This is a genomic window from Methylobacillus methanolivorans, assembly GCF_054588515.1.
Map to the genome: position 1 here is coordinate 722,341 of NZ_BAAILT010000002.1, position 14,420 is coordinate 736,760.

The 14,420-nt window shown below is 50.7% G+C and carries 10 protein-coding genes and 3 tRNA genes; 6 read left to right on the plus strand and 7 right to left on the minus strand.

The annotated features are described in order from the left end of the window. Window positions 1–2: 2 nt before the first annotated feature. Together LG202_RS04625 and smc are read right to left on the minus strand one after the other, a co-directional pair. Window positions 3–1,370 carry a cell division protein ZipA C-terminal FtsZ-binding domain-containing protein gene (locus tag LG202_RS04625; RefSeq protein ID WP_230347236.1) on the minus strand — a complete coding sequence of 456 codons (1,368 nt, stop codon included), beginning with the start codon at window positions 1,368–1,370 and terminating at the stop codon, window positions 3–5. A gap of 99 nt (window positions 1,371–1,469) precedes the next feature. Continuing rightward, window positions 1,470–4,976: a chromosome segregation protein SMC gene (smc, locus tag LG202_RS04630; RefSeq protein ID WP_230347237.1), complete on the minus strand. Its 3,507-nt coding sequence runs from the start codon at window positions 4,974–4,976 to the stop codon at window positions 1,470–1,472. A gap of 61 nt (window positions 4,977–5,037) precedes the next feature. Here smc and queF point away from each other — a divergent pair, with 61 nt between their 5' ends. From queF to LG202_RS04655, 5 genes are all read left to right on the plus strand, one after another. Next, window positions 5,038–5,457, plus strand: a complete 420-nt coding sequence (queF, locus tag LG202_RS04635; RefSeq protein ID WP_230347238.1) for a preQ(1) synthase — start codon at window positions 5,038–5,040, stop codon at window positions 5,455–5,457. Window positions 5,458–5,489: 32 nt separating this feature from the next. Continuing rightward, complete coding sequence (locus LG202_RS04640; protein ID WP_230347239.1) at window positions 5,490–7,508, plus strand: LTA synthase family protein; 2,019 nt, start codon at window positions 5,490–5,492, stop codon at window positions 7,506–7,508. Between the two features lie 4 nt (window positions 7,509–7,512). Continuing rightward, a complete protein-coding gene (locus LG202_RS04645) occupies window positions 7,513–9,795 on the plus strand; it encodes a lipopolysaccharide kinase InaA family protein (RefSeq protein ID WP_230347240.1) in 2,283 nt (760 codons plus the stop codon). 74 nt (window positions 9,796–9,869) lie between these two features. Further along, a tRNA-Ala gene (locus tag LG202_RS04650) sits at window positions 9,870–9,945 on the plus strand. 40 nt (window positions 9,946–9,985) lie between these two features. Then, window positions 9,986–10,061 (plus strand) — tRNA-Glu (locus LG202_RS04655). A 61-nt stretch (window positions 10,062–10,122) separates the two neighbouring features. On the opposite strand, the gene LG202_RS04660 is transcribed toward LG202_RS04655, so the two are convergent. Beyond that, window positions 10,123–11,169: a phospholipase A gene (locus LG202_RS04660; RefSeq protein ID WP_230347241.1), complete on the minus strand. Its 1,047-nt coding sequence runs from the start codon at window positions 11,167–11,169 to the stop codon at window positions 10,123–10,125. A 203-nt stretch (window positions 11,170–11,372) separates the two neighbouring features. Next, window positions 11,373–11,858 carry a hypothetical protein gene (locus LG202_RS04665; RefSeq protein WP_230347242.1) on the minus strand — a complete coding sequence of 162 codons (486 nt, stop codon included), beginning with the start codon at window positions 11,856–11,858 and terminating at the stop codon, window positions 11,373–11,375. Window positions 11,859–12,015: 157 nt separating this feature from the next. Here LG202_RS04665 and LG202_RS04670 point away from each other — a divergent pair, with 157 nt between their 5' ends. After that, window positions 12,016–12,735 carry a S24 family peptidase gene (locus LG202_RS04670; protein ID WP_230347243.1) on the plus strand — a complete coding sequence of 240 codons (720 nt, stop codon included), beginning with the start codon at window positions 12,016–12,018 and terminating at the stop codon, window positions 12,733–12,735. Window positions 12,736–12,988: 253 nt separating this feature from the next. Here LG202_RS04670 and LG202_RS04675 read toward each other — a convergent pair. The 3 genes from LG202_RS04675 to LG202_RS04685 form a co-directional block, all read right to left on the minus strand. Beyond that, a tRNA-Ser gene (locus LG202_RS04675) sits at window positions 12,989–13,076 on the minus strand. A 63-nt stretch (window positions 13,077–13,139) separates the two neighbouring features. Then, window positions 13,140–13,673: a peptide deformylase gene (gene def / locus LG202_RS04680; protein ID WP_230347244.1), complete on the minus strand. Its 534-nt coding sequence runs from the start codon at window positions 13,671–13,673 to the stop codon at window positions 13,140–13,142. Beyond that, a complete protein-coding gene (locus LG202_RS04685) occupies window positions 13,663–14,409 on the minus strand; it encodes an S-methyl-5'-thioinosine phosphorylase (RefSeq protein WP_230347245.1) in 747 nt (248 codons plus the stop codon). Before LG202_RS04685 ends, def begins: the two co-directional genes overlap by 11 nt. Window positions 14,410–14,420: the final 11 nt, after the last annotated feature.

Genomic DNA, 14,420 nt, shown 5'->3' on the forward strand with positions numbered 1-14,420 from the left:
ACTCAGGAGAACAAGCGCAAGGCATAAGCCTGGCCAGGAACAATGCCGTGGGCAATCATCTTGTCATGAATCAGCTTGATTTGATGACGGATATTGTCGATCTGCGCATCGCTCAACTGGCGCTGTTTATCGTCCACAAGGTGGGCACCCAAGCTATGCTCCATCTGCCGCGCCAGCAATACCATATGGTTATACGCCTCGGTGTAATTCTGTACTCGGGGGATATCCAGCTGGAAGGTTAGGCCACGAATCACTGAGGTGCGCAGCATGTCGACACTGAAAGGCTGGTTATCATGGTTAACTACAGAGAACAGTGCTTGCGGATTGCCATTCCCATCTTCAGCCATGTAGTGGTAAACCCCGTCCTCACCCAAGATCAAGCCTCCCGCCTCTGCCAGGCCACGGAACTTGGTACCTGTGAACGGACCGCTAGCTCCCTGTGTGAGATGAAATCCGACCATCTGATCCACCTCGATGCAGAACTGATCCAGCTCGGTTGCTTGCTGCACTGGGTTCTCGGTATTCAACCATTCGACAGAGGCGTCCAACGATTTAGCTAACTCTTCGACTGCGAGGTGGAAGCGTGACAAAGTGCCGGTCGAGACTGCACCTGAACGATCCGCAAGCTGCAGACTACAAATCGCTGCGGTGAAATAGGCAGACTCTTGTTCCCTAGTCAGCAAGTGCCAGCGCTGATCACCACCTAGACCGTAGGCATAAACAGGCTTATCAATATCGGTAATCGACAACAGGAACTGACGTAATGCTTGGCCACTGGCTGACGCGGGCAAAGATAGTACGCCGACAAAATCAATCTCGGGGTTTACTTCAGGCGGGATGGTAAGCACTGGCTGAGCAATTGCGGGAGAGACTGCCATCGGTGCTGGTTCTATATCCAATTGCTCCTCGTTCTGATGAGCCTCTATATCCTCCTCCCAAGGAGGTAGTTCTGTGGTTGCCGCAATATGCTCTTCCTCAACCCATGCATCTTGCTCAAGGTCAATATCGCTTACAGGAGTATCGACAGCTGCTACTGTTGGCTCACTTACATCTTCCGATGTCAATGATGTCTCATTTTCTGCGGAGTGATCGGCTACAGGATCATATTCACTCTCGGCCTCATCAAGTTGCTTGAGCTCGGTATGTTCGGGCAAATCATCTTCATCATCCCTCACCGCATGCGGGTCTATATGAAACTCTTCATTACGCCGGATGGCATGCGCCTCTTCCATCAGTGCGTCATATTGAGGCTCATCAAAGCGTTTGAAGGTTTCCCTCCTGAACTTGCGTTCCTGCCACCAGTTAAATGCCAGCACAGCGCCAATAATTAATGTGCCCAGTCCCAGTAAGGCCCAATGTAGATCAGTCATTATTTTAATACTCCAAGCTTCTTGATCTGATAAATGATCCAGGTTTATTCAAGAGTGTTGCCGATGCGCCATGCGTAAGCGCCAAGGGCGAATCCTGCCTTATGCCGCTTCATGCATCTGCAATGCAGCCGCAATATCCACCTCCACAATACGGGAGACGCCGGATTCCTGCATGGTGACTCCGATGAGCTGCTGAGCCATTTCCATGGTTATTTTATTATGGCTGACAAATAAAAATTGTGTGCGCTCCGACATTTTTTTCACCAAGGCGCAAAAACGCTCGGTATTGCTGTCGTCCAATGGCGCATCGACCTCATCCATCAGACAGAACGGAGCCGGGTTGAGGCGGAACAAGGCAAACACCAGCGCCAACGCCGTCAGCGCCTTCTCGCCGCCGGATAGCAGGTGGATGGTGCTGTTCTTCTTGCCCGGCGGCTGGGCGAACACCTGCATGCCGGTATCGAGGATTTCATCGCCCAGCATTTCCAGTTTGGCCTGACCTCCGCCAAACAACTCCGCGAACAATTCCGCAAAGTTACGGTTAGCCTCGTCATAGGTGTGCTGCAGGCGGCTACGCGTTTCGCGGTCTATACGCCGTATTGCGTCCTCAAGCGTGGAGATGGCCTGCTCCAGGTCGGCTGACTGACTGTCCAGGTATTGCTTGCGCTCACGCTCGCTTTCCAGTTCCTGCAAAGCAGCGAGGTTGACCGGGCCGAGCACCTCGATTTCCGCACCTAATGTCGTAATCCTGCGTTCCAGGTCGCTGGTTTTTGTATTAACCGTCAGCCCCTGCAACAGCGTGCCTTCCTCCAGCCTGCATTCCTGCAGGTTTTGCTGGCATTGCTCAAAGTGTAGGCGCGTCTGCTGCTCATTAAGACGCGACTGCTCCAGCTTGTCGCGCAAGGGATGCAGACCCTGTTCGTATTGCATGCGGCTGCGCTCCTGCTGCTGCAATGCATTGTCGGCCTCTGCCAACGCATCGCGTGCGGCAGCCAATGCAGTCTCCTGCTGCTGCTTGTGGATGATCGCGGCTTCCAGGTTGGTCTTGAGGTTTTCCATTGCTGCATCCTCAAGCAATGCTTGCGCCTCCTGGTGGCGGATGACGAGGTTTTGCTGCTCTTCCTGGATGGCGTTCAACCTGCTCTGGCTATCCCTTATGCTGGTCGCCAGAAGCTTGTGGTTAAAGGTTTTTTCCTGCGCCGCTCGCTCGGCTTTTTGCAAGGCGATCCGTACCGCATTCAGCTCGTTTTCAGCAGCATGGCGCCTGGCTTGGGTTTCCTGGCGTTCGGCTTGCAATTGACCGAGGGATGCCTGCAACTTGCCGAGCTTTTGCTGCTGCTGTTGACGACCCTGCTGCAACTCTTCGTGTTGCTTGCCAAGGATGGCAATGTCTTTCTCCAGTCCCTGGCGGCGCTGGGCGAGATGCTGCCTTTCCTGGGTGAGCTGCTGGATCTGCAAGCTACGCTGGTGTTGCGCCTGTGTCGTGCCGCGTAATTGTTGCTGCAATTGCTGTTGTTGCTGGCGAAATTCCTGCTGCTTGAGTTCTGCCTGCTGCAAGGCATACTTGGCATCCTGGAGCGCCTGCTGCAATTGCGGCAGGCTCGCCTCAAGCATATCCAGCTCGCGCTGGCGTTCCAGCACGCCGTGCAATTCCGAGTTCTGTGCGTGCAGGCTGATGCTGTGACGGTCGTAGATATCTCCTGCAGCAGTGACCACACTATGCCCGTTTTCCAATGACAAGCACATCTTCCCTGCTTCTTCTGCCGTTTGCGCGACCCAAATGTTTCCCAGCCAGTTTGCCAGCAGACTCTGCAATCCCGGCTCCTGCACCTCCACCATGGTGCTTAATTGTTGCGCATGGACGGGAGTCGACGCTGGATTGCCTGGAAGTACAAGTACCAGCGCTGCGGGAGGACGATCTGCCACAACACGTGCCATGTCCTGCTCCGGCCGGCCGGCAATCGCATTGAGGCGGGCGCCAAGCACCGCCTCGACCGCGGTTTCCCATCCTGGGGTGATTTTAATCTTTTGCCAGAGACGCTGACTGTCATGCAGGCCATGCGCGCGCAGCCACCCCTCCAATTGCCCCTGCTTGCCCAGACTGGCCTGTATCTTGCGCAGGGAAGCAGTCTCGGCTTCCGCCTGCGTCAGACGGCGTTCATGTTGCAGTTGTTGTTCTCGCAAGGCCTTGACCTGATCGGCCTGTTGCTGCTCTTGCTCACGTAATTGCTGCAAGTCTTGTTCAAGCCCGGCTTGCTGTCCAACCGCCTGCTTGAATTCGGCTTCCAGCCCATGCAGCTTAGCCTCATCCGGCATCTTCAGGTTGCTCGCGTCCTGCTGCATGCGCTGTAGACGCAACTTGGCATCCTCCAGGCTACGCTCGGCATGCTTAAGGTTGGTCTCTTCCAGACGTATGGCCTGCTCCGCCTCATGCAATGCCCGTTGAGCGGCAGAGTGGATATGCAGCGCGGACTGGAAGGCGCGCTCCATTTCCGGCAGCTTCTGCTTCAATGCCTGCAGTTGCTCACCTGCCTCGACTTCCTCGGCGCTGGCTACCTGCTGCTGGCCTTGCAGTGCCTGCAGCTTGGTGCTGAATTCCTCATGCTGCTGGTCGAGCTTGTGCGATTGAGACGCTATCTGCTGTAGTTGCGCCTGCAGGCGCGAGCTTGCCTCCTGTGTGTGGCGCAACTGCTGCTCTTGGTTGGAGACTTCCGCGTTGGCTTCGTAATATGCTGCCTGTGCTTGCTGTAATTGCTCCGAAGCTGCATGCTGCTGCTGGCGAAAGCTTTCAAGACCACTCTCCGCTTGCCTTAGGGCTGCCATCTGCGCTTCAAGCTCAACATTAAGCCGCTGCATTGTGGTTTGTGATTTCTCCCACTGGTTGCCGGCATCGCGTTTCTTCAACAACCATAACTGCCCTTGCGCCATCTGCAGGTTGTTTTGCAGGCCCTGATATTGCAAGGTGACCGCGGCCTGCGCTTCTAGGCGCATGATCTGCTTATCCATTTCCTGGCGGATATCCTCTACCCGCACCAGATTGTCGCGCGCGTCTCGCAGGCGGTTTTCGGTCTCGCGGCGACGCTCCTTATACTTGGAGATACCCGCAGCCTCTTCGAGGAACACGCGCATTTCCTCAGGTCTAGCCTCAACAATCCTGGAAATCGTATTCTGGCCAATGATGGCATAGGCACGACCGCCCAACCCTGTGCCCAGGAACAGGTCGGCCACATCGCGGCGACGTACCGCCGTATTGTTGATGAAATAGCTGGAGCCTTTTTCGCGCTCGATCACGCGTTTGACAGAGATTTCGGCGTATTGCGACCACTCCCCTGCTGCGCCGCCCAGGCTGTTATCAAAAATGAGCTCCACGCTAGCACGGGAAGCTAGCTTGCGGTTGCCGGAGCCGTTGAAGATGACATCGGCCATGGATTCGCTGCGCATTTCCTTCGCGCTGGACTCGCCGAGCACCCAGCGTATGGATTCCATGACGTTGGATTTGCCACAACCGTTGGGCCCTACCACGCCTACGCGCTGGCCATGGATGTGCAATGTAGTGGGATCGACGAAGGATTTAAAACCAGCGAGCTTTAGATGAGTCAGGCGCAATTGATGAAGGTCTTGGCTATAATGGCACTTTTTTGATAATCCGATTTATACGGTAGCCCTTATGTCTAGTCAACCCAGCAAAGCTTTGGAAACCTTCGACAACCCTAACCCTGGACGCGATTTCCATATTCATATGGAAATCCCAGAATTCACCTGCCTCTGCCCGAAAACCGGCCAACCGGATTTTGCAGTGCTTTATCTTGATTACATTCCCGATCAACGCTGTGTGGAGCTGAAAAGCCTCAAGATGTATATCTGGTCCTTCCGTGACGAAGGCTGCTTCCATGAGGCTGTGACCAACCGCATTCTGGATGACCTGGTTTCTGCGACTGACCCAAAATTCATGCGCCTTACTGCCAAATTTTATGTGCGCGGCGGCATTTTCACCAATGTGGTTGCCGAACACCGCAAGCCAGGCTGGCAGCCTCAGCCTCGCGTAGAACTGGCTGATTTTGCGCCACAATCCAATATTCGCGGCTAACCATTTATCCCGCTTAGGAAAGAACACTCATCATGGCCAGTGTATTAGGACGTAGCCGCAATTCGCTTTGGAGGTTTGCAAGTCGCTTGGGGCCTTACGCACCTTTGCTGGTCATGACCGTGGTGAGTTTTGCTATTTTCAGCCTTTCCCGGGCAGGTTTATTGCTCTGGCAATATCCCCGCATTTCTGCCGTCTCCAGTTGGCAGGAAATCATGCTCGACGGCCTGCGCGTTGATAGTATCCAGATCGGCTTGATGTGTCTTCCGCCCTTACTTCTGGCCCCTGTACTGGCTGTCGGCAGATTCTGGCGCGCATGGCGTGGGCTGACATTTTTCTGGGTAGTCCTTTGCATCAGCATCATTACGTTGCTGGAGCTGGCAACTCCCGGATTTATTGCTGAATACGATGCCCGGCCTAACCGACTTTTTGTAGAGTATCTCAAATACCCTAACGAAGTATTTTCCATGTTGTGGAGTGGCTTCAGAGCCCACCTATTTGTAGGTGTCATCGGCACTTTGCTAGTAGCAGTCACATCGGGATGGTTGATGGCTCCATGGCTGAAGCAGGAACCACGCTGGAAAAACTGGACCATCTGGCTAAGTTGGCCCCTGATCTTCTTGGTGGCAGCCTTGGTTGTACGCGGCACGATTAGCCACCGCCCTGCTAACCCAGCCATGTTTTCACGCACTACCGACTCCATGGTCAATAGCATCATCCTCAATTCATCATGGTCACTCGTGCATGCGGTATACAGCCTCAAGCATGAAAATAAGTCGAGTGAAATGTATGGCATCCTCCCTGATGAAGACGTCTACCGTATTGTGCGAGAAACCCGCGCACGGTTCGATACCAGCTTTACCCCTGTAGATCATCCCGGCCTGCCAACACTTTCCCAACTCACGCCCTCACGCACACGTGAACGCCCTCTCAACCTCGTCATCATTCTAGAGGAAAGCCTGGGGGCAACATTTGTAGAGTCCTTGGGTGGCGTACCGGTCACCCCCAACTTGGAAAAACTCAAGGAACAAGGATGGTGGTTCGAGCAACTATATGCAACGGGCACCCGTTCAGTACGCGGCATTGAGGCTGTTGTAACAGGCTTTCAGCCCACACCCGCGCAAAGCGTCGTCAAGCTATCCCTGTCCCAGCAACACTTTTTTACGCTAGCCTCCCTACTTGAGCAATATGGCTATAGCACCGAGTTTATCTATGGTGGTGAGTCTCACTTCGACAATATGGTCGGGTTCTTCATGGGCAATGGTTTCCAGCGAGTGCAGGACCAAAAAGATTACGTTAAGCCTGTGTTTGTTGGTAGCTGGGGAGCTTCGGATGAGGATTTGCTTAACAAGGCACATGATGAGATTAGCGCCAGCCACGCTAGCGGCCAGCCATTCTTTACCTTGGTATTCACCTCATCCAACCATGCGCCATTTGAATTCCCAGATGGCCGTATAGACCTTTACGATCCGGTCAAGGCAACTGACAACAATGCGGTCAAATATGCCGACTATGCACTGGGACAATTTTTTGCCAAGGCACAGAAAAGTGCCTACTGGCAAGACACCCTGTTCATTGTTGTAGCCGATCACGATATTCGCGTGCATGGCCACGATATGGTGCCTATTAACCACTTTCATATCCCCGCGCTGATTCTTGGCGCAGATATTGAGCCGCGAAAAATACAAACCGTGGCAAGCCAGATTGACCTGCCAGTGACTGCTCTTTCGCTCATGGGTATCAAGGCGCAGCACCCCATGACGGGGCGTGACCTTAGTATTGGTGACGGCCAGCAAGCAGGTCGTGCCATGATGCAGTTCGAGAACAACTTTGCCTGGATGGAAGGCAATCAAGTGGTTGTATTGCGCCCTGGCAAAGAGCCAGCACACGGCACATGGAATCTGAAGCAAAAGAAATTCACCTTGTCGCCACAATCTACACAAGATAGCCAAGCGTTTGCAGAACGGGCATTGGCAAATTCGCTCCTCCCCTCGTTGTTGTACCGTGAGCGCCTTTACCACGCCCTGCCTCAAGAAACTCCTCACCAAGAATAATTAGATGGACATCATTCATAAAACAACATCCCCACAGGAATACGCTCAGCCCAGCGGCCCAAAGACACAATCGCGTCAACCTTCGATGCTGACCTGGGAAATCATACGCAAAGGATTGGCGTATATCCTCAAGGGTAAAATGATGCTACCAGATAGCCACTTGCCACCGGCAGCACATGATGTTCCTGTTAACTTTGCGGGTGTAGGCGTGGCAACATCGGGCAACCCGGAGGTTGATGATTATGTGATTGCACGCCTGGATGAGCTCGGCCTACGCCAAGTACGGCTCGACTTCACCTATAGTGATATCGGACATGATGCAGCTCGTTTTCTGGAGCGTCTCCTTGAGAAAGACTTTAGCGTCATGTTGCACGTGGTTCAGCCATTTGATGCGGCCATCAATATGGAAAATGCTGCCGCCCAACAAACATGGCATCACTTTTTGCAGCAGGTACTAGCTCAGTATGGCAACCGCGTTGACATGATAGAAATTGGCTCGACCATCAATCGCAAGCGCTGGGCCGGCTATACCCCGCAGGGCTTCCTCAAAACCTGGGAAATTGCCTACCATGAGATAAAACAGCATGGCATCAAGTTGGCTGGGCCTAACATCAGTGATTTTGAACCGCTATATAACATTGGCCTATTGGAAATCCTACAAGAGCGTGGTCAGTTACCTGACGTGCATACTAACAACCTGTTTAGTGAGCGATCCACGGAGCCTGAGCGTTTTGATCATCGCATTCTGAAATATCGACAAGCCACTGCACTGAAATTCAATCTAGTCAAAAAGGCACGGTTGTTGCACAAAATCACGGCAGACTATGGTGTTAAAGAAGTCATGTCGCCATCCGCCTTCTGGACATTGCCGCGCATTCTGCGTCTATTGCCAGATGGCGAGCAAAAACAAGCTGATTACCTGGCACGCTACATGATCCTTTGCGCCGCCTCTGGTGCCTTAAGCCAAGCTTTTTGGGGTCCACTGATCTGCTACCGCGAAGGCCTGATTGATGATGGCAGCGAAAGTTACCCCGAACTGGAACGTATCACCCACTATGCTAGTGTGACGGGAGATATTAGGCAGTTTAGGCCCAGGCCGAGCTTTTACACTATGCAAGCCTTTATCAGCCTGATTCCTGGCCGCCATTATCTAGGCGCTTTGCGCAGCAGCCATGGATTGGAAATACATGCTTTCAAAGACCAGAACACCTTGGTGCATGCGGTCTGGACTACCAACGGTAAAGGCGCGGTACTGGCAGACCATTATCAACTCAATGACCTGCAACAAGCCCAATACACTAGCCGCGAAGGAAAAGAGCCATTGGCAAGGCCTGGTTTGGCAAGCGAATCGCCACTCTATATCACCTGGCCATCGGGAAGGAACATCACCTTGAAAACAGAAAAAGGCCTATTCGCCAACCTATCGATTCAGCGTCATGGTGAAGAAAAGCACCATCACGCTTATCAAGATCATGAATGGCGTGGCATCCTAGTCGCAAGCAATGACGAAGAAGCTGCTTTGCTTAGTCATACCCTGCATCCATCGCGCCTGCCCAAGCCATCCAAGGATGCTATCTTGCGCAAGGCACGCAATGCAATCTGGACGATAGATGATCCACGAGATCCTGGCCGCAAGTTGGTGGTCAAGCAACCGGTCAAAATGCATGCTCACAAAAAACTGTTTGATCAATTCAAGTTATCCAAAGCCAAGCGTAGCTGGAACGGTACCAACGAGCTGTTACGTCGAGGTGTAGACGCCGCGGCACCCGTTGCCTACTTTGAAATGCATGGCGATCGCTCCTTGCTACAGAACTACTATATCTGTGAATTTGTTCCGACAGATTTCTCGATCAGGGATATTTTTGCAGCATTCAACAATGGCGAGACTGCCTATTTGGGAGTGACTGCTGAGCAAATCTACCCGCAACTGACACGCTACCTGCTCAACATGCATGCCAAGGGCGTATTCTTTCGTGATCTTTCTGGCGGCAATATTCTGGTGACAAAGCTCGAGAATGAGCAATTAGGATTCTCCCTGATCGATACCAATCGCGCCCATTTCTTTAACCATGGCACACCTTTGCCCAAACGGCTTTCGGACCTGACGCGTGTATGCGTAAAGCTCCCCTGGCACAGCCGTAATCAACTGGTTGGTATGTATTTAAAAGAGCTCAATCAACCGTTTGGGTGGCGTCAACGACTGCCTTTTCATCTTTATGATTTCAAGGTTGGCATGAAGAAGCGAATTGGGCGTAAAGCGATCAAACGCCTGTTTAAGAAAAAATAGCATTTTATTTGTATTAATTGGCTTGTAAGCGTTGACAGGCAACATCTGGATCATTAATATAGCGGCTCTTTTTCGGGGGTATAGCTCAGCTGGGAGAGCGCTTGCATGGCATGCAAGAGGTCAGCGGTTCGATCCCGCTTATCTCCACCAAAAATAGATATTCGGATTATTCTGGATATCTGACGATGAAGTCCCCATCGTCTAGAGGCCTAGGACATCGCCCTTTCACGGCGGTAACCGGGGTTCGAATCCCCGTGGGGACGCCAGTAAATAAAAAACCCAGCATTAGCTGGGTTTTTTATTGCCTAAAATTACGCCAAATCAGCATTATCGCGTCACAGAAATCCCCAATCTAATCTGGGTATCCCTTTCCTTATCATAATCAAGCAGCGTTTCGCCATAGCCCGAGAAAAGTTGTAGATGGGCAAATGTGCCTGTACGCGACAGGATACGATCACTCAGAGGATATGAAATATCCAGCTGCCCTGAAGCGTAACCCTTGGTACCTTGCCGGTAAAGCCCCGTTACCATCAAGCCATCTTCTCGCCCATACCGTAACTGCCAATCTGCATATCCACGATAATGCTGAATATCAGGGTTTTCATCCTTGTCGAGATAGGCATAAATTTTGGGAGAAAATGTCAATCGACGACCATTGGCGAATTCCATATGCCAACTTGGGCGCAGGTAGGCAATATTAAGCGATCGAGAGTCTACTCCTCCCTGCCCGTTTGACTCATGTTCAATACCTAAACGCCAACTATCAGGAAACAAGCCATGAGAGCTTCCTGCCCAGCGATAAAACAATCCTGGCCTGTAACTGGTATCTCGGAATGGGCTAGAATCCCCTCCAATATCCCAGAGTGTGGTTTGGGTGTAACTGAAATATAAATTACTCAGGAATGGAGCATATTGCGCCACAGATCCTTTAGGCTCAAATGGGCGATATTTAAAACTAATCTGAAAGCGCGCATCTGCACCATGTTCCTCGCCATTGCCGAAGACAAAATAAATCGGCTCTTCCGGGCTTAATGCAGGTTCATCACCTGGGGCAGCAATCACAACCTGCGGTGCCACATTAGAGGATGCTGCAGTCTTATCCAGCTCTTCAGCTTGCAATGCAGCGGTTTCTACAGGTGCATTTTCAGTATTAGCTAATAGTAAAATAGTATTGGAAGATTGCCTCGTCAATGTCGCGCGCACCACGCCAGCAAAGCTTTGTCGAGGCGTTCCGATGTATATCCTTCCTAATGGATTTTCATCACTACTTTCCTGTAGCGTTAACTCGACTTCATCGCTAACACCAGCCCCTGTCAAACTTAACTGTATAACTTGCGGCCACCCTTCATTACTGTTGGGCTTGATGATTTGCATGGATAGGGCTTGCCCGACATTGACAGACTCACCTTGAGCAACCATCAACCACTGTGTTTCAGCCCATGTTAATTGGGATGGCAGCACCAATATAAAACCCATCACTACCGCGCGCAGATAATGAGGAAAATGCATGTTTTTCCTGATCTATAAGTTAAGGATATGTCGACATACTAATCGGGATATGGCTTAACTTGGACAATTCAGGTGATATTTTGTGCCCGCTGCTCATCATCGTCTTGTACTCGATATTCGAGATAGCGCAATGCTGCCTGAAAAATGGCAGCATCTTCAGCACCCCACACATTGCCAGCATATCGCAATATAAAAGCAATCGCGACAATACATCCCTTTCCATTTCTCACCGGTGCTGCCAGATAGCTGCCCCGAATCTTATCGCAACCATGCTTTGATTTTGCCTCCATATACACAGCATAAGAAACGCTCGCATATTGCAAAACATCTTCCTTTGATATGCCAATATATTGCTGGAGGTACAGATATTTTTCCTCAAGAGTATGAGTAAAAATAGCCGATGCAGCCAATATCTGCTGGATAGTTTGAAGTAGTTCGGAGTTACGTGATGGTAGCGAAGGATTTATTAAATACAGTTGCCTTATTAATAAAACAAAAGCATACGGCCCCATATATGGGTTGCATATAGGAACATCAAGAGTATGATAATCCATTGACACTGCTTGCTTTAATTCCAGTTTCAACTGGAGCATAGCTGCATAATTTATTGGGGAAAAGGGTTTAAATTGTATACAACTCTATGCAATCGAATCCAAACACTATAGTAAATAAGCAAGTGTTAATTGTCAAACATTAAATCGATAATTTATTATGAAAACCTCTACCCCCCCTGAAGTTGAGAATGAAGAATCTTATTTCTCGTGCAAAGAACTTGCTGAATTACGCCTACCCGGAAAGCCTGGCACCCGCCAAGGCTGGGATGTGATTGTTAATGCAGAAAAATGGCCTTATATCGAAGTGGCAAGCCGAGGTAGAAAAGGCAGGACAAAGAAATACTTACCACCCTCTATTGTGTTGCAGTTAATCAATAAGCAATATCCCAATGGTCGACCTGCCCCTTATCGATATGCAACAGGCCCAGGCAGCAAAGCACATATAGCCAATGATTATTTTGTTTCCTCCAGCAAAGTTGATCGATACAAAAAACCTAATTATCGCTATGAATCCCTGGATGAATATTTGGTAGAAAGTATTGACTTCAATCCATCCAGCAGCCAGTTAGATACTCCATTTCAGCATCTAAAGATATTCACGGTGAAAGGAACTAGCCTAGAGCCTTCTATGCATGATGGCGATGAGGTGTTGGTTGATATACGCTGCCGTGCTTTCGATGACAATGCTGTATATGTGATTGGACAGAATGACTTTATCCGCATAAAACGCGTGCAATTACGCTTGGATGGCACCGTTGTTGTCAGAAATGACAATGACGGAGATTTACCGCCGGAAATCTACAGTGCAGAGGAAGCCAAGTGCTTCAAAGTCATCGGAAAAGTTATTCCATTCAAGTTTGGCCGCTTCAAGTTATAGTAGAACTATTTTGAAGTTGGGATAGATAAACGGGGTAGCGACTTATGTCGCTACCCCGTTTCATGAATGCCTGCTAATAATCTCAAAAACTATCTCAATAGACTATCAAGCCGCTATTTATGGAGTGGCTACTACAGAAACAGGCTGATTGGGCAAGTTATTCGAGAGCCTAAGGTAAATAAGCGCTAAACGCCCCAAATATGCCCCAAGAAAATTCTGACTTGCTTGAAACCGCTAGCTGACGCGGTTTTATTGGCGGAAGCGGTGAGATTCGAACTCACGAACCCTTGCGGGTCGCCGGTTTTCAAGACCGGTGCCTTCAACCACTCGGCCACACTTCCGTTTTGAGAGTTTAATACCATTCAACCGTGGTTTGGCTGAAAGGCCGCCATTCTAGCACAAGATTAATCGTCTTCCACAACCATCCCGGGGAAAAGTACATCTGTAAAGCCAAACTGCGCCAGATCACGAATGCGCATGGGATAGAGAATGCCATCAAGGTGATCACATTCATGCTGTACCACTCTTGCATGAAAACCGCTCACGAGACGATCTATGGGCTTGCCATATTGATCAAATCCACTGTAATGCAATCGTTGATAACGCGGCACCACGCCACGCATGCCAGGAACCGAAAGGCAGCCCTCCCAACCATCTTCCAGCTCTTCGCCAATCGGGGTTAGCGTTGGGTTGATCAATACGGTATACGGAACTTGCTCTGCATCTGGATAGCGTGGATTATGACCCACGCCAAAAATCACGATGCGCAGGCTTACTCCGATTTGTGGTGCAGCAATACCAGCACCGTTCAGGTGCGCCATTGTGTCCTCCATATTCTTGATCAAAGCGTGGAGTTCAGGTGTATCGAATTGCTGGATAGGAGCTGCTTTTTGCAATAGCAGCGGCTCCCCCATTTTCAATACAGGCTTAACAGGCATGGCCGACCACTACCCTTTCGATGAGGTTACGAACGCGTTGCATGGCTTCATTCAATACATCACCCATGTGATCGTACTGGATTCCATGCACACTGCTCCCCCTGCCTGCCGCATGATTGGCTACCGGGCAAATGGCGGCATAATGCATGTCGAGCTCGCGTGCGAGCGCTGCTTCCGGCATACCTGTCATGCCTACCATGGTTGCGCCGTCCCTTTCCAAGCGATTGATTTCCGCTGCCGTTTCCAGGCGAGGACCTTGCACGCAAGCATAGACTCCCCCATCAATCACTACCTCATCAATATTTACCGCGGCCTCCAGACATAAGTTACGCAACCTTGCACTATAGGGCTCAGTAAAATCAATATGTTTCACTGGCAATTCACCACCATCATAATAGGTGTTTTTGCGACCATGCGTATAATCAATGATCTGGTCTGGCAAGGCAATCGCGCCGGGATTAAGGCTTTCATGAATACCGCCAACGCTTGCGACAGAGACAATATCGCGCACGCCTTCAGAATGCAGCGCCCAGATATTGGCGCGATAATTGACGATATGAGGTGGAATGGTATGCCCATGCCCATGCCGTGGCAGGAAAATGACTTCGTAGCCGCAAATATCCCCATAGGTTAATGGGCCGGAAGGTTCGCCATAGGGCGTACGTACAATCTGCCTGCGTTTAATCTTGAGATTAGCCAGCTTGGTTAGCCCTGTACCACCAATAATACCTAGCATGAAAACTCCAC